General features: G+C 49.8%; 11 protein-coding genes. 1 reads left to right on the top strand and 10 read right to left on the bottom strand.

The annotated features are described in order from the left end of the window. Nucleotides 1–36: 36 nt before the first annotated feature. Both L0M14_RS04885 and L0M14_RS04880 read right to left on the bottom strand, forming a co-directional pair. Nucleotides 37–4,233, bottom strand: coding sequence for an Ig-like domain-containing protein (locus tag L0M14_RS04885; protein ID WP_235121096.1), 4,197 nt, complete (start codon nt 4,231–4,233; stop codon nt 37–39). A 273-nt stretch (nt 4,234–4,506) separates the two neighbouring features. Then, entirely contained in the window at nt 4,507–6,447 is a 1,941-nt protein-coding gene (locus L0M14_RS04880) for a glycoside hydrolase family 127 protein (protein WP_235121095.1), read from the bottom strand. A gap of 141 nt (nt 6,448–6,588) precedes the next feature. On the opposite strand from L0M14_RS04880, the gene L0M14_RS04875 reads away from it, so the two are divergent. Beyond that, nucleotides 6,589–7,452: a helix-turn-helix transcriptional regulator gene (locus L0M14_RS04875; protein ID WP_235121094.1), complete on the top strand. Its 864-nt coding sequence runs from the start codon at nt 6,589–6,591 to the stop codon at nt 7,450–7,452. 20 nt (nt 7,453–7,472) lie between these two features. Here the strand turns inward: L0M14_RS04875 and L0M14_RS04870 are convergent, their stop codons facing one another. The 8 genes from L0M14_RS04870 to L0M14_RS04835 all read right to left on the bottom strand — a co-directional run bounded on the left by L0M14_RS04870 (nt 7,473) and on the right by L0M14_RS04835 (nt 17,604). Beyond that, entirely contained in the window at nt 7,473–7,616 is a 144-nt protein-coding gene (locus tag L0M14_RS04870) for a hypothetical protein (RefSeq protein ID WP_235121093.1), read from the bottom strand. A 32-nt stretch (nt 7,617–7,648) separates the two neighbouring features. After that, nucleotides 7,649–8,140, bottom strand: a complete 492-nt coding sequence (locus L0M14_RS04865) for a hypothetical protein (RefSeq protein ID WP_235121092.1) — start codon at nt 8,138–8,140, stop codon at nt 7,649–7,651. Between the two features lie 150 nt (nt 8,141–8,290). Beyond that, nucleotides 8,291–9,955, bottom strand: a complete 1,665-nt coding sequence (locus L0M14_RS04860) for a glycoside hydrolase family 3 protein (RefSeq protein ID WP_235121091.1) — start codon at nt 9,953–9,955, stop codon at nt 8,291–8,293. Between the two features lie 14 nt (nt 9,956–9,969). Beyond that, complete coding sequence (locus L0M14_RS04855) at nt 9,970–11,514, bottom strand: alpha-L-rhamnosidase-related protein (RefSeq protein WP_235121090.1); 1,545 nt, start codon at nt 11,512–11,514, stop codon at nt 9,970–9,972. 24 nt (nt 11,515–11,538) lie between these two features. Continuing rightward, on the bottom strand, nt 11,539–14,442 hold the full coding sequence (locus L0M14_RS04850) for an alpha-L-rhamnosidase (protein WP_235121089.1): 2,904 nt from the start codon (nt 14,440–14,442) through the stop codon (nt 11,539–11,541). Nucleotides 14,443–14,470: 28 nt separating this feature from the next. Then, nucleotides 14,471–15,301, bottom strand: coding sequence for a carbohydrate ABC transporter permease (locus L0M14_RS04845; RefSeq protein WP_235121088.1), 831 nt, complete (start codon nt 15,299–15,301; stop codon nt 14,471–14,473). Further along, nucleotides 15,298–16,164: a carbohydrate ABC transporter permease gene (locus tag L0M14_RS04840; protein WP_235121087.1), complete on the bottom strand. Its 867-nt coding sequence runs from the start codon at nt 16,162–16,164 to the stop codon at nt 15,298–15,300. The genes L0M14_RS04845 and L0M14_RS04840 overlap by 4 nt, the downstream gene beginning before the upstream one ends. A 90-nt stretch (nt 16,165–16,254) precedes the next feature. Further along, on the bottom strand, nt 16,255–17,604 hold the full coding sequence (locus L0M14_RS04835; protein ID WP_235121086.1) for an ABC transporter substrate-binding protein: 1,350 nt from the start codon (nt 17,602–17,604) through the stop codon (nt 16,255–16,257). Nucleotides 17,605–17,645 lie beyond the last annotated feature (41 nt).

Here is a 17,645-nt window from a genome sequence, read left to right as displayed (position 1 = left end):
TCTAATTTTGAAATACAGGGTGGAACTTCTTCTTCCTTACGGAGTGTGGTTTCCAATTTTGGTGAACGTATTCACCGGATATTTGTCCCATTGGTAAGAATCATACACGGTTGAGCCTCCAACGATTCCTTGCTTACGGACGAGTGTTCCGCCAGATGCTAGGAAGCTTCCCGGGCCTGTAGCGTTCGGATCTCCGATGACATCTAGCACCTGGCTCCCTTCTTTCAAAACCAGAGCTTTAAGAACACGCGGTGCCCAATCGTAAATGACGTCATCCTGATTAAAATACTGATATCCTGCCGAAAAGTTAGCGACAGTCGTAACATCCATAAAATCATAAAATGCTCCATCAATAATGATCAACGGCACACCTGTCCACGCTTCCGCATTGATCTTGATTTCTGAAATCTCCATGGAGTTCGTTGTTGTATTATACTGATACGCGAATACGGAGTACGCCTTAGAAGGTGCCGGATTCGGCGTCAATCCTCCGGGACGATACAATTCAATAGCAACCTGGTGGCTGCCGGAGCCGCGCAAAAATTCCGAGAAAAACATCTCCGGCGGTGAAGCAGGCGTCGTGAAGTGCCATAAAGTCTTATCTGCGATTGCCGCATTGCCCAAACCGTCCGAATTCACGAATGCCCCTGCCTGTATTTCTACATAGTAATTTCCGCTGTCCGATAATGGCGTATGCTGAATGGTCACCACACCTCCGCTAATCGTTACCTTGGAAGTATCTGTGACGGAAATCGTTTGTACCACGCCGTCGTCCTCAGGTCTGTGAATAATAATATTTTTTCCTGCAACAGCTGTTACATCTTGGTCAAACGTAACGGACAGGTTCGCCGATTTGCTGACACCTGTGGCGTTGTTAAAAGGAATTGTGCTCACAAGTACTGGAGGAAGCACTTCTACTACTGCTGTAATCGGCAGTACTGACGACGTGAGCTGCCTTCCGCTAGTTAAAGCAGATCCACTTGCAGTTACCGAAAAGTCTGAAATATCCGTATCGAAGTCTGTTCCATCGTAGCCAAGTGTAAGAGTAGCCGTATGATCATCGACATAGACAGCTCCCGTAACACTCGTACCCGTCGGCGCATGGTTAAGCGTGAAGCTCGAGGATAAATCCACATTTTTAAAGGTGTCGTTGGTGAGTGAGAGCGTCAAAGTAGCGCCCGAGCCTAAATTGCTTTCAGAGAGAGGGTTGTCCGTTGTTACCGTAAGGTCCCTTATATCCTTTGACTCAAAGCCCCAAGCAGCGCTTCCGGACATTCCCGCATAGCTATTATTCGATGCATCTTTCAACGCTCCAGCTTCAATCTCCACATAGTATTGATGTAAACCATCAAATTCACCATGTTGAATGGTCAGGACGTTATCGCTGACAGACACCTCAAAATCTGTTCCAAAGGTATATTCTGCGTATACGGAATCATCTACAGTGTTGCGGATCGTCACTTTTTTGCCATCCACTGGAAGGACAGGCTCCGTAAAGGTCAGGCTCAGGTCAGCGGTTCTATTAACGCCAGTCGCTAGGTTAGCAGGCAAGGTAGACACAACCGTCGGAGCTACCGTATCGGGAGTTGAGAAATTCCAAGTCGATGAATCGCTCACTCCGGCAAATGCATTGTCTGCCATATCTTTAAATGCACCTTGATCAATTAACACGTAGAAGCTTGCACCATCATCCAAATTCGGGCTCTTCAGTGTTACTTCCAGACCGTTGATTTCAACCTGGCTCGTATCGGTTGCTGTATAAGATTTCAAGATGCTATGATCCGCCGAGCGATAGATGTTGATTGACTTTCCACTTACCGCTTGAATGGGTTCGTTAAATGTAATCTTAAGATCATCTGTACGATTTACACCGGTTGCATCGTCTACTGGCAATCTGGATGCGATCATCGGAGCTGTCTTGTCAGCAACTGTAAATGTCCAGTCCGTCTTAGCACTTAAGCCCGCATACGGATTTCCGCTCAGATCGGTAAAAGCACCGGCGTCAACAATTACATAGTAGGCAGACTTTTCCTCAAGCCCGGAATTCATGATCGTCACAGTCGAACCGTTCAGCGTAACTTTGGATGTGTCATCAGCGTCGTAAGAAGCCACCATGCTGTCGTCAGCCTTGTTATAGATTGTTACTTTTTTACCTGACGCAGCAGCAACGCTCTCGTTAAAGGTTAATGTTAGGTTGGCAGCCATGTCACCATCCAGAGCATTGTTGGTTGGAGACGCATTGTTTAGTATCGGCGGAGCAACATCCTTGGTTGTAAAGCTCCAGGCCGTCTTGTCAGTTATACCTGCGAAGGAGTTACCAGCCATATCCTTAAAAGCATCCGCATCGATTTTCAAATAATAGGAGGTTTCGCCGCTCAGCCCCGGATTCACCAAGCTTACGGAGGAACCGTTAATAGTGACCTTGCTTGTATCATTCACATCATACGATTCCAACACGCTGTCATCGGAAGCCTTCATCAGTTTGATGGTTTTACCGGCAACCGCTTGAATCGCCTCGTCGAAGGTAACCGTTATGGGAGCATCCAGATCAATTTTAATTGCATCATCCACAGGCTGTGTCGAATTAATTGTTGGTGCTGTAGTATCCGGAACTGTGAATGACCATGATGAGCTACCCGTAATTCCTACATATGGATTACCGCTTATGTCAGTGAACGCTCCTGCTTCAATGCCTACATAATAAGAGGCTGTCTCGTCAAGGTCAGAGTGATGGATTGTCACCATTGAATGATTGACGGTCACATTAGAGACATCATCTGCATCGTAGGAGAATTTCACGCTGTCATCGGCTTTGTCGTAGACCGTAATCTTTTTGCCTGCAGCCGCGACAACATTTTCATTAAACGTTAGCGTAAGATCCGCTGACTTGCCCGCATCTACAGCTTGATTAGCAGGAGACGTTGTATGGAGAACAGGGGAGATCGTGTCCGGCGTAGTAAAATTCCACGTCGTATTACCGCTCACTCCAGCAAATGGGTTACCAACCAAATCTGTAAAAGCTCCTGAGTCGATCTCCACATAAAAATCAGCGCCGTCATCGAGATTAGGGTTCTTTAATGTGACTACAGCACCTTGAATATCAACTTCATTCGTATCGTTAGAGGTGTATGTTTTCAACACGCTGTTATCCGCACGGTAAATCCGTATTGATTTGCCTGCAGCAGCTTGTACGGGTTCGGAGAAGGTAAGCGAAAGATCGGCTATACGGTTTACTCCGGTTGCATCATCCATAGGCTGAGTCGAAGCAATCGTAGGAGCAATTGTATCCGGTACAGTTGAGCTAGTAGCCGCTATAACTGGAGTGCCGCTCGATCCTCTATTATCGGATGGTGTAACCTCAAAGAATAGATATTTATCGATGTCATCAGCCTGAACCTGATAAGTTATCGAAGTAGCTCCATCGACTTTCGTCTTGTCGGAGCCGTCGGCTTGCGCACCGCGATACCATTGGAATTGGGTTCCCTGCTCGCCATCATTCTCAGGATCAAGATAACGGTACGTCCCCGTTACAGTAAGTCCGGGTTGGACGGTTCCAGTAATGGCCGTTTGGGTTGCGATAGGAGGATCATTCACGTCAGACAAAGAAACGAGAAATTTCACTCCGCCTGTTACCGGTGTTTTGTTGACATAACTTTTCATCAGCAGGGTTGAGTCAGTAGCGTCAATTTTGCCATCGCCGTTCAAGTCCATTTGTCTTCGCTTTTCAGGAGAAAGACTCGACGGATCCTGTTTCGTACTGACAAATTTGTTAATGTAGAGAACATCAGCAGATGTAATCAGTCCGTCTCCCGTCGTATCACCCAGTAGTATAGACTTCATTTCCACAGTATCCGTAAGTGTCGCAGTAGCATCCGTTCCTGTAATGCCCACAGTTGTGGTTCCGTTAGACTTTACTTGGACAGATACTGTACTCCCACTAGTTGAAGCGTCAGCGATGGATGGACTGACAGTACTAGCCGTCAAGCTAACCTGTCCACCTGTTAGCTGTGGATAATAGGCTCCTGCATCAAACGAAAAAGAATCACCTGTTACTGAAAGACTCGAACTTGGTGACCACCCCGTAAAGCTGGCTACTGGTGAAAGAATCTCATTGGGGGCTGGTGTCGTCGCATAAATGCTTAGCGGGAAGGCTGTTGTCACCGGCAGTAGCAGCGCGATTAAGGCACTGCCCGCTCGCTTCCCGGCATTGGAGCGAAATAATGTTACTTTCATAATACACATCCTTCATCGGATAAGTTTAATTACAAGATTCCCCTATTTTCGATGTAATTCGACAATTGATATTTTATTTTTCGACATTTTATGCGTTTATTCCTTTTGAAAACAATCTAAACAATCTATTTTGTTACAATCACAACCCTTTTGTGAATTTTTATAAACAGACTTCTTCGATGTCAAATAAAAAAAAGTACAGCCACAACAATATATAACTGTTGTAACTGTACTTTCCTTATTTATATCCCTTATTTTGCAGTACAATTGAGATCAATTTCCCGCTCTTCTTAACCAGACGCTCATTTCTCCTTCGCCTCTATTCCCCCATAAATAATAGGGAACAGCCTTCCAGTTCATTGGCTTCACAGAATTTGAATCCGACAAGGGCCGGTACAACTCCTCTTCCCAATCTGCTCTCGAGCTAGCGAAGCCCTCTCCCTGAATGACGACCGCACCGCTCAGCAGATCACGGTCATCAAGTTCCACAAGCTTACCGCTCGGAGAAACAGAAAGCGAAGATAAGGGACTCAGGTTATCAATCTCTTCCAGACAGTAAACGAGCGGTCCCCGCTGCAGTGCTACTTTGCCGGCATTGGCCCGGATGAACGGATGCGCTGCGATCCACTGAGCTTGCATAGGCAGGTTCCATTCCACATGATCACCCTGCTGCCAAACGTTGGTGATTTGGGCATAACCGTCCTTCATCTCATATGAAATCGGCTGTCCGTTAAGCGAAAGCTCCGCTTTCCCGCTGCACCAACTTGGCAGCCGAAGTGCAAGAGTGACACTGCCAACAGGTACAGATTCGATGTCAAAACTTACTATGCCATCCCATGGCAGTGCCGATTGCTGCTTGATCGAAAAACCCCCGTCAGACAGCTTGAAGGATGCTTCACTTCCTATATATAAATTCACGTACACGGTACGTTCAGACTGATCCACCAAATAGATGTAATCGTTTAGCGAACTAAGCAGCCTTGCCACGTTGGGAGGGCAGCAGGAGCAGCCAAACCACTTTTGCCGAACAGATTTGACGTGATGCTTGCCCGGATTATTTCGGCTGGCCTCCGGCCATACTTCTAGCGGATTGACATAGAAGTAATGCTTGCCGTCTTGTGACATGCTGCCGATCACGTTATTGTAAAGCGCACGCTCCATGACATCGGCGTATTCACTCTTCCGCTCTAGACGCAGCATCCTCTGTGCAAAGAAGATTAAACCGATGGATGCGCAGGTTTCTGCATAGATTGTATCGTTCGGCAGGTCATAATCGAAGGAAAAAGCCTCGCCGTGATGCGTTGAACCGATTCCTCCCGTGATATACATCTGCTTTTTGGTTACATTGTTCCACAAGCTGCGGCAAGCGGTAATCAGCCCTTCATCCCCAGTCAAACGTGCAAGATCGGCCATCGCCGTATACATATACACCGCTCTGACCGAATGACCCACAGCTTCCCGCTGCTCCCGAACCGGCAAATGAGACTGATTATACCTAGGATCAGGCTTCGCAGTCACCCCCTCCTGCCAATAGCTGGTGCGTCCTCTGCGTTCCCACTCCGCGATCAAGTAATTCGGTTCCTGCCCCCTCTGATCAATAAAATATTGACTGAGCTTCAAATACCGGGACTCGCCCGTCACTTCGAATAATTTCACCAATGCCAGTTCGATTTCTTGATGGCCGCAATACCCCTGAAGCTTACCTTCGTCCGTACCGAAAATCGTGTCAATATGATCCGCGAATTTGCACATGACCTCCAGCAGCTTTCTTTTGCCGGTTCCTTGATAATAAGCCACAGCTGCTTCCATCATATGGCCTGCACAGTATAGCTCGTGGCAGTCATGCAAATTCGTCCATTCGTTTCCAGGCTCTTTGATGGTAAAGTACGTGTTGATGTAACCGTTCTCATGCTGAGCCATTGCAACCAGATCAATGACCTCGTCCGCTATGCACTCAAGCTTCGGATCAGGATGAGACGCTAACGAATACCCTACGGCCTCCAACCACTTTGCAAGGTCACTGTCTTGAAAGACCATGCCCCCAAACTCTCCATTTTCCAGTCCTGCGGCAATCCGAAAATTGCGAATGGCATAGCTGGGCGCAGCATCCTCGATCCGATCATTCAAAGCATCCCATTGATAAGGAATAACAGTCTCACGCACAAGTGCCGTATATCGATCCCAAAAATCGTCCCTAATTCGAATTTTCTCCAACTCATTCGCCTCCAAAACATCAAAATAACCCCTTCACCTCTGCAAGTATATCTCGTAAAATGAAGACGGAGAACGAATAAATTGAACGGATTTTTATAATATTTCACACAAATATATGAAGTTTGTAGGAGGTCGAATTCAATGACCGCAAAGCTGCGCTACGCCCTAGAACTCCCCCCGCTCCCTTATTATTTAGGCTCCGGCAAAGCGGTCTACACACCTGGTGATCAGCATCCGAATCGCAGTCATTTGGGAATGTTCGATTTGCTGCTGCTGGTGAAGGGCTCCCTTCACATCGGGGAAAACGACCGGACCTGGACACTGCGGGAAGGTCAGCTCCTGCTGCTGAGCCCTGATGGCTATCACTACGCCACGAAGCCTTGCGAAGAGGAAACTATTTTTTATTGGCTTCATTTTGAATGCCGCGGGGGGTGGAGCTTGGAGGAGCTTGAGGCCGCCGCAGCTTTCCCATCAAGCGGGCAGCCTTTTACCAACACTTACAAGCTGTGTGTGCCGCAATTTGCTCTTATCGGGCAGAGCGCAGCTGCTTACCGAATTTTCGATCAGCTGCTTGAGCATTCTCTTGGTCATCGTTCCAGCTCTTTTTGGCAGGAGCAGACGCTCTTTACAGAGCTGCTGAGGATGCTGGAGCAGGAAGACAACGCGCAACACTCTCCAACTGTTCGTCACTTGGCGGAAACAACGGAAGCCTATCTAAAGCAGCATTTCCAAGAGCATATCACGAACGAAGCACTAGCTGACTCCTTACACTTTCATGTCAATTACATCGTGCGCTGTATGAAGGAGGTTTACGGCTGCACTCCCTTGGAATATTTACTTGGGTACCGGATCGAACAGGCCAAGCTGCTGCTGATTAATACCTCTTGGCCGATTTCACAAATCTCCGAGCATATCGGATTCTCTTACGCACCTTACTTCACCAGCTGTTTTCAAAAGAAAGTCGGGGTATCCCCACTTCGCTTCCGCAAGCAATTTTGGCATTAAATCTCACACGTCTAGCAGCTTTAGGATGACTCCGCGTCATCCTCTTGGTTGAAACAATCGAAACAGAGCAGCGTTCGGTCCTCCATGACCATACCATTTAGAAATCCATGATCGCAGTAGATGGCCTTACCGCAGCACTTGCACGACCCAACGAGCTCACGCATGCGAATTCTCCTCCCTTTTCAGATCGGCTGCCTTAATTGGCACTGTTGTGCCTTTTTTGAATTTCGTGCATACCCAGAATCACGGCAACCCATTCGAAGCTGTCAAGCTCATCTGTGAAGTTCTCCAAGCAATAAGCCGATGCGGAGAACCAGCCATTCACTTTCTCGAAGGTCGCCGCGAGCCGCCCATCTTCACTACGCACTTCGTACTCACGGGAAAATGCCGGTGAAGTAATTTCAAAAACCCCCTTGTTCTGGGAGTAATATTCATATCGTTTGGTAAAGAAAGAGAATCGGTACCTCAACACCCCACGCTCTTCCTCAAAACCATCACTCACAACCCACTTATTCGAAAAAACAGGAAACTTACCTGTATATCGCTGCTGACCAGTTTGGTCGAATACGCCTAGTGACGAGCCGAACGCGCTGCGTAAATCTACCTCGCCGATGCGTTCATTGCTCTCGTTTAAAATATCCGTTTGCCCTGCGTAAAAGAAGTTGTCGCGGAAATAAAGCCTCATCATGAAAGCACCTCCTACCTTTAGGTACGCGAAGAGCCGAGGATGGTTTCGAAGGACAGGACGATCATCCGCAAAAAAAGACATCTCCTTGGGCGAAATCGCAGCCTCACATCAGTACGTGAGACGAGCAGCTGCACCAAGGGAGTACTAAGCTTAGAGCCGTGCCCATTCCAGACCGCAGAAAGCATCCACTGGCGAAATTCCGCGGAATGGCTGCTTGCCGAGGATGCATTTCACAACCTCTTCCTGCACGATGACGGAAGCATTGTAGCCGTTAATGACCGTTGGCATGGAAGGCATTTCATATAACGTATACGGGTTCCCTAGCGAGATGAGCAGAGTCGGTACGTAGGTCGGAAACCAGGTGAAAATCCCGCCTGTTTCCTCCGGCGACAAGCGCAGGGAATTTTGCATAAAGCTCGGCGCTTTCTGTGTCAGGAGAATGACCAGATCGATCTCGTTATGTTCCTCGCGAAGCCGATAGTCACGAATAATTTCAAAACCTTCATCTTCAAGTAAGCTTGCTATTGTATCGCCGCCGGAGCCGTTTTCAGCGAACATGGACCCTTCGCTCCCCTTTGCCAGCAGCAGCACCCGCTTGTGCTTCTCCGGGCTAATCGGCAGCAGGCCCTGCGTATCTTTGACCAGTGTTACAGACTGCTGGGCAATCTCCTTGGCTAATTGAACGTGTTCCGCTTTGCCCACGGCAGACAAGTCCTCAGCCGAGCCGACTCCTAAGTGCAGACCTAGCGAAACTTTCAAAGCAAGAATCCGTGTCACCGCCTCTTGAAGCCGCTCCTCAGTAATGACACCACCCCTCACTCCCTGCAGCATCGCTTCGCAGTCATAATGAAGATCTGCAGTGAACAAGAACATATCGACACCGGAAGCAATACACTGAGGAACAATCTGCTTGCGAGGTCCCCAGCTAGTCATGCCGATCATCTTGGTCGCGTCGGACACAATCAGTCCGTTGAAGCCGAGCTCCTCTCGCAGCAGCTTCACGTTCAGCTCGTAGGAGAGTGACCCCGGCGTATGCTTAATCCGAACGTCCGTGACGCCCTGCTCCTCATAATAGGCAGGCAGCGCGATATGCGCACTCATGACGCTTTTGGCTCCGGCATCAATCGCCGAGCGGTATACCTTGCCGTACGTTTCGCGCCACTGCGCCATCGGCATCGAATTGACGGTCAGCACTTTATGCTGGTCACGGTCATCCATGCCGTCTCCAGGCCAGTGCTTGACGCACGCAGCCATGCGCTGCCTCTCCTGAACGCCCTCGAGTACAGGAATCGAATAGGTCTCAACGACCTCCGGCGAGTCGCCAAAGGCACGTGTATTAACGATCGGATTTTGATGATTGTAGTTGATATCCAGCACGGGCCCGAATACCCAGTTATAGCCGATTGCCGTTCCTTCGGTATCGATTCCGCGACCGAACTCATGCGCCAGCTTCGTACTGCCGGCAGCTGCAACCTGCATATTCATACCCAGATTCGTACCGTCTATAGCACCCCCGTAGCCTCCTGACTCCAGATCTCCGGTGATTAACAAAGGCAGCTTGCTGCGCTGCTGCAGCTCGAGAATTTTCGCCTGCTGATTGGTCTTCGTCGCTTCCGGGCTAAAGGCAAACAGATGCACGCCCCCGGGTTTGATGCTGAGAAGATCCTCCTTGACCGGCGAGAAAGGATTTTCCACGACAACGAATAATTGTCCGACCTTCTCTTCCAGTGTCATCTCTTTCAGTTGATCCTGCACCCACTTGATTTGAGCATCGGAAAGATAAAACGGCTTTTGCTTGAGCAGCTCCGGTTTCATCGAATCAAGCCTCCTTACAGCTTATATTTGCGGATAAAATAAGTCGGGGTACAGCTCCAGGCGTGACAATAGCTGTTGATCAAATTACTGCCGTATGGAGAAAGCTGCTTGTCGGCAGGGTTATAAACCTCCCAGAAGCAATCAGCGCCGTCTTTGACCATTTCTCCCCAGTAAGCCCGCATCTGCTCTACTGCCTTACTTGCTCTACCGCTCTCAAAGAGCGCCTCTATGAGGTGATGGTACATATAAGGAGTCGTCATCCCGACAGCCGGCTGCTCTTCGAAGAGCCGATCCATCAGCCTCCCGTTTTCCTCCGTGTCGAAGACTCCTGCTAACGCCATCCACACCTGAGAAGCCCAGGAGACTTGTTTCGTTTCGCCGCTGATAAAGAAACCCTGTTCTGGATCCCACAAATGTTCGATTGTCGATTGTGTCACCAGATTGAGCTGTTCCTGAATGAATTGGGCTTCGCCGTGTTTGTCTAGAGCCTGGGCCAACCATAACGCGCGTCTGAGGCAATAGATCAGTGCAGCTTGCGCCGGCGCCTGCTTGTTCAAATCCGGATGCCAGTCGGTAAAGCTCCACCACTTTTCCTCATCCTGCACAATCCCTCTCTCATCCAGCCTCCGCAAAGCAATTTCAATCTGCTCGTAAGCCGTCGGCCACAACTCAATGAGCGTCTCCCGATCCTGAGAAGCTTTATAATAGTCAAATAAGGTGGCTGCAAAAAATAAAGAGTAGTCATACAGTCGTGTATCATCCGCCAAAGGCTGCGGCTTCTCGAAAATACAAGCGCTAACCGCGCCGTCTTCCAGCGTAAGTCCGGCAAACAAGTACAGACAACGTTTTACCAGATCATAATTGTTGAATGTATAGTAATTCGCTATCGCCTGCAGTCGAAGATCGCCAATCCACAGTCTGCGGTCCCGCTTCGGGCCGTCCTCGAAAACGGTTTGCATGCAATCCTGCAGGGTCTTGATGCTGATCCGGTCCATGTCCTTCAGGTCATCAGGCAGATCATCCCGCAGTGGAGCCAGCTTGCTAGTATCAGCGGATGTAACAGCTTTGCACTGAATATCGGAGAATGCCACTGTATACTTTCGGGACGTATCCAGCACCATTACTTTCATGTATCTGAAGCAATAACGTCTTGGTAGCCGAATTTCCGCAGGAAGGATATCGATATACATCGTCTCCTCCTGCAGCCAGGATTTGCTCAACCAGCCATTGTAGGAATCGAAGGACTCCGCCACCTCGCAAGGCATTTCGCCAAAAATCAGCTTAAGACCAAGCGGAGCATCCGGAGGACTGCCCACCGGCTTTACGGTAAACGAGACGTACCCGACCTGATGATCGCCAAAGTCCAAAATAAAGCTGTCGTCCTTGCCTAGCGACGAGCCGGTCAGCTCCTCCAAAGAGATAGTCTCTTCCGCGCTCCACCCCTGGAACGCATCAGCATCCGCGATCACATCGATCACTCTTTTCGGAGTCACAATGGATTCTTGCAGCTCTGGCAGCAATGCCTCTGCTTTTTCAACAAATCTTTGATTGATGCCCATCTTCGAACAACACTCCCTATCTAGTTACAAGCTTGCCAGTTCCTCGAGGATCGCATTGATCTGCTCTCTGGAAATGCGCGCCATCGTATTTTCAGCCAGCTGCTTGAGAGAAGATTTCTTCATAAAATGAAAGCCAGCTCCAACAAAAAAATGCGGGATATACTTGCGAAGAACGGCCGCTGCTGCTTCATCGTTCATGATTTCGTCAACGCGGCTGTCTTCCGTATACCGAATGCGGAACATGTCTTTATTCATGTACGTAAAGGTGTAGCAGCCCGAGCCCAGGATAAGTCGAACGCCTTGACCGGTTTCGGCTGCGGATTGAACACCATCCACGCCGGCAAGCTCATGACCGCTCTCTTTCAAACCATGGACATAGGCGCCCCTGAGTACCAGTTCGGCCGTGGTGTTCGGCGGAATCTCCACGGATACCTCAATGTTCGCTCCGTCTACACGCCAGCCTACAGCGATTCGTCCATACATAGAGCGGTGCGCAGCCTTTGCGAAGCTCAGCTTTTTCAGACCAAAGTAAGGCTCCAGATGGATGTGCTTAAAAGCAGGCACGGACACATCCATATCCAGTCCCGCTACCTTGCGGTACAGCCAGTCTCCGATAGCTCCATAGGCGTAATGGTTAAAGGAATTCATGTCGTCGCTCCAGAAAGACCCGTCCGCCTTGATGCTGTCCCAATGCTCCCAGATCGTGGTCGCGCCTTTGGAGACGGAATAAAGCCAACCCGGGTAGCTTTCCTGCATGAGCAGTTTTACAGCCGTATCATGATAGCCGTTACCCGATAGCGCGAAGCATAGATACGGAGTTCCCACAAAGCCTGTTGTCAGGTGATAGTCGTTCTCTACAATCAGGTCATTGAGCTCCCGGGCTACACGGGTACGGACACTGCCGTCTACAAGATCGAAGGCAAGAGCAAGCACATGCGCGGTCTGCGTCGGCGATGCCATGCGGCCGTTCTTCGTAATGAATTCGTCCTGAAATGCCTGCTTTACTTGTTCATACAGCTCGCCGTAGGTATGCAAGTCGTCTTCCCTGCCCAAAGCGCGGGCTGCATCCCGCACAATGCGGGTCGAGTACGCATAGTAAGCGGTTGCGACAAGCGCCTTCGGCGTGGCACCGACATAGCTGTTCTCTTTCGCATCTAGAGCAAGCCAATCTCCGAAGTGGAAGCCCGTGTTCCATAAATATTCATTCTCTCCCTGGGCCCGGATGAATTCGACCCATTTCTTCATACTTTCAAACTGCTCGGATAATAGCCACGTATCCCCGTAATATTGATAAACGGTCCAAGGACAAATGACAGCAGCGTCTCCCCAAGCTGCGGAGCTTGCACCTCCCACAACATCCGGTATGACGAACGGCACGCCTCCGTTTGGGAACTGTTCCGCTTTCAGGTCGTGCAGCCATTTGGTAAAGAACGGTCCGCCCTGATAGTTAAACAATGCGGTGCTGATAAACACCTGAGCGTCTCCCGTCCAGCCCAGCCGCTCATCACGCTGCGGACAATCCGTCGGCACATCCAGGAAATTGCCCCGCTGTCCCCACATAATGTTGCTTTGCAGCTGGTTCACCCTGGCATCCGAGCATTCGAATTCGCCGGTAGGCTCCATGTCGGTATGTATGACTTCACCAGCAAATGCATCTAGCGGCAGACCATACTCCTCCGCACCAGGGTAGCCTTCCACTTTGACATAACGAAAGCCCATGAAGGTAAAATGCGGCGCATAGGTCTCGCTGCCTCCGCCTTTAGCGAAATAAATCACCTTTTGCTTGGCAGGCCGGAGGTTGCCGAAATAGATATTCCCTTCTTTATCAAGCACTTCCGCGTGCTTCCATTCAATGCGCGTTCCTGTAGGTGCACTCACGGTAAAACGCATGCGTCCGACCATATTTTGGCCCATGTCCAGCACATGATCGCCGGCAGGCGTCTTGAAATAGGCGACTGGTCTCAGTGTCTGTGTGACCCTTGTCGGCGAGTTCTCCTGGGCAATTAAAGCATCCATGGACAACCCCTCACAAACTTGTACAGGCTTCCAGCCGGACTCATCAAATTCCGCTTCGCTCCAGCCTTCTTGCTCTTCACGCGCGTCGTACGTCTCGCCATGGTAAATCGTGGAGTACTGAATCGCACCAAACGAGGCTTTCCAGGTCGTATCGGTTGCAACCACCTCTTCGGAGCCATCCGCATAACGTACGTGAAGCTGCAGCAGAGCGGCGCGATGCTCGCCGTACCTAAAATTTTTGTCCTCAAAGCCCATATTGCTTCGGTACCAGCCATCTCCCAGCATGATGCCGATCCCATTACCGCCAGGCTGTATGAGCGCCGTCACATCATAAGTCTGATACTGCAGCCTATGCTGATAACTGGTCCAGCCCGGCGCAAGCAGATCTTCCGAGGCCGGCTGACCGTTCACGTACAGTTCATAGACGCCTGCAGCTGTAGCATAGATTCGGGCAGACACTACGCTAGCGTCTTCGCGAGCACGGAAGCTTTTGCGCAGCAGAAAAGCAGGCTCCGCCTGAGGATCGATCTCGCTCGCCAGCGGCGTAATCCACTCTGCCTGCCACGCATCCTGCTCTAGCAGCCCCGTCTCCCACCAGGCCGCCTCGCTCCATTCCGATTCGCGCCCGAAGCTGTCCCATACCTTGACTCTGTAGTGATAGCGAGTGCGCGGCTTCAGCTCCGGTCCGGCATAAGTCACCTGTATGGACCGATCCGACATGATCTCACCTGTATCCCAGACAGGTCGGCTGAAATCGCCGTCTTCACCGGCGAAAACGAGCCTGCAGCCCCGCTGCATCGTGCCGCGGCGATCTGATTCCAGCTGCCAGCTGATGCGCGGCTGCTTGATGTCAATTCCCAGCGGACTCGTTTGATATTCGCAAGTTAAGTCTGTGGCTTTTAGTCCCGTCATCTTCTAAGCACTCCCTTTGCTCCGATCATTACCCCTTTACGGAGCCTGCCGTCATACCGGCAACGATTTTTTTATTAAAGAAAATAAAGAGCACCAAAGGCGGCAGCGTAATCAGCAGAATATTCATAAACAGCAGGTTCCACTGCGTCACAAATTGGCTCTGGAAGTTGTACAGCGTTAGCTGAACCGTGGCATTCTTCGCTCCAGGGAAGAAATACAGGGGATTGGTAAAGTCGTTAAAAATACCTACGGACGATGTCACGACGATCGTTGCCGTAACCGGCTGCAGCAAGGGAAGAATGATCTTGTAAAACAGCTTGAAGCCGCTGCAGCCGTCAACAACAGCCGCTTCATCAATTTCCCGGGGAATGGTCGCCATAAAGCCTTTGTACAGCAGCACGCCGAACGGGAAGCCAAGCGCTACCTCTACCAGGACAAGGCCGGTCATCGTTTTGAACAATCCTAATCCATTCAGCACCCAGATCGTCGGTACGATCGCAGGAGGGATAATCAGACCCGATAGGACAAGAAAATTCAGCCACGGTGTAGCGCGGTCCGTTCTTCGCTGCATGACATATCCGGCCATGGCGCAGATCATTACCAGTACGACGATGGAGAGAACGGTAAGCACAGTGCTGTTGTAAAAAGCGCGAAGCAGCATGTAGTCCCGTGCCGTGATGACAGCCTTCATGTTCTCCCACAGATGAGTCGTAGATGGCCACGACAAGCTGAGCAAGGCAGATTCTTTTTTATCCTTCAAGGCATTGACAATAACAAAGTAGAAGGGAATCCAAAAAATGATGATGGTGAGCAAGATGGCGACCGTTTCGCCTCCAAGCTGCCTGATTCTTTTGCTCATAGGTCAACCTCTTTTCTGTTCAGGTACGAATAGAGCGGAAGGGCCAGCGCAGTTACGAAGAGGAACAGGATAACGTTACCTGCTGTAGCAAGTCCGTAATAGCCGCCCTGGTACTGCTTGTAGATGATCGATGCGATCAAATCCGTCGTAAAGCCGGGACCGCCTTTCGTCATCGCCCATACCAGATCGAAGGAGCGCAGTCCGCCTATGAAAGAAAGGATGATCACTGAATTCGTCGCAGGACGGCTGAGAGGAACAATGATGTTCCAGAATTTGCGGAAGGAACCGCCGCCATCGATTTGCAGCGCTTCATAATAGTCCTGAGGGATGGATAGAATGCCAGCAATGTAAATGACCATCGCAAAGCCGACCCCTTTCCAGACATCCACGAATGCGACTGAAAGTAGTGCGATCCGTGTGTCGCCCAGCCAGTCCGGCCCGGTAATACCAATCACGTTCAATGCGGCGTTGATCATCCCCTGGGAAGGGTGCATCAGCATGCTGAACGTAAGTCCTACGGCAATCGTACTCAACAAAGTCGGAAAAAATATGACAGACCTCAGGTAGCCTTTGGCTCTTATTTTTGAAGTTAATAAAACACCTAGCAACAGACCGATCACAACTTTCAGCACACAGGTAACGAATGCATAAATAAAGGTGTTCTTAAATCCAATCAGAAGCGAAGCTTCCTTGAAAAACATTTTGAAATTATCCAGACCAATAAATTGCCATGTCGTTAAATCCCATCTAGTCAAGCTGAAAAAGAAAGACATTACAGTTGGAAAAATAAAGATAAGCAAGTAAACAATCGCCGCCGGAATCAAAAATGCATACGAATAGGTCCGCTTAAAAATTTTGGTCATTCTGCTTCACCCCTGTTGGAATAGAAAAGGAGCCGATTCGCATCCGCGTGGCATGGCCGACTCCTTTTCCAGGTCATATGAATTCAGCGATTACCAGCCCTGAAGGCCGAGCTGCTTCGCTTGTTTCTCTACATCTTGATCATAAGCTTCAGCGCCTTGTTTACCCGTTTTGATGCCAGCGCCGACTTCCGTTGTGATTTGTGGCAGGCTTGATCCTTTAATTGGGGATAGGAATTCGAGAGCAGGCGCAGTCTTGTTACTATCGAAGTAAGGCGTCATATCTTTCACCACTTGTGCTACATTATCCGGGAGCTTAGCGTCTTTGATGGCATAGGGACCTGTCGGCTTAGAAGCGCTAGCCTGAGCTTGCGTACCTTCAATCGATGCAATAAACGACACAAACTTCTTAGCTTCTTCCACATGCTTCGTTTCTTTGTAAATGTAGGCGCCGCTTGGTGTCCACACCGTCAAGCCGTTCGTATCTGCTTTGTCACCCGGCTGAGCAAAGAAGCCGATGTCGCCCATTTTATCCGGGAAGTTTTGCTCCAGAGCCGGCACCGCGAAGCTCAACATCGGATACTGCGCACCTTTGCCTTCCGCCAGCATTTTTAGTCCCGCATCATAGGTCGTAGCGTTCATGTCCTTATTCATGTAGCCCTTCTTTGCGATCTCCTCCAGCTTCTCAAATCCTCGGAGCGCTGTAGGGTCTGTCGCGAACTTGGCTTTATTAGCCGTATAATCATCAGCAAACTTCGGATTAGCCGCTTGAACGTTGTAATAATCTGCAAGCAGCACCAGCTGCGTGGTCCAGTCATCCTTAAAGGTTCCGATGATCGGCGTGATGCCCGCGGCTTTAATTTTCTCGCTGTTCGCCATCAGCTCATCCCAGGACTTCGGAACTGACAAGCCCAGATCTTTATATACCTTTTTGTTATAGAACCAACCGCCTGCCATCGTAGAACCAACAGGACCGGCGTAAGCTTTGCCGTTATAGGTTACTGCCTTTTTGAAGGAATCGAGAACGTTCGCCATGAAAGGTTCATTGGAGACATCCAGTATATTTTTCTCTGGATTAAGCGCTTGCATAAGTGAGCCGCTGTTATAGAAGAAGACATCCGTCATATCGCCAGTCGCCAGTCGCGTCTTGACGATGTTGTCACCTTCGCCGCCGCCCGGACGGGTTTCCGTTTCGACATGAATGTTCGGATTCTTCTTCTCGAACGCTTCCACAATGCCTTTCGCCATGTTCACAGAGTCCTGTGTATTATCAACGAGCAAGGTGATCGTTACTTTTTCATCCGATTTTTTCGTATCACTTTGAGCCGCTTGACCGCTAGGAGCGCTTTCTTCCTTTGGCGCACTGCTGCAGCCGGCCGCCACTCCTGCCAGCAATACGGAAGTCGACAATAGTGCAACCCACTTAGTTCCATTCTTTTTCATCTTCGTGTCCCCCTTGTTTTTGCTCGGGATTCCATGTTTCG

This window comes from Paenibacillus hexagrammi (assembly GCF_021513275.1).
In the GTDB taxonomy this organism is placed as follows: Bacteria; Bacillota; Bacilli; order Paenibacillales; family NBRC-103111; genus Paenibacillus_E; species Paenibacillus_E hexagrammi.
Note: the sequence above shows the minus strand (reverse complement) of the source record. Positions and strands in the feature narration are given on the sequence as shown.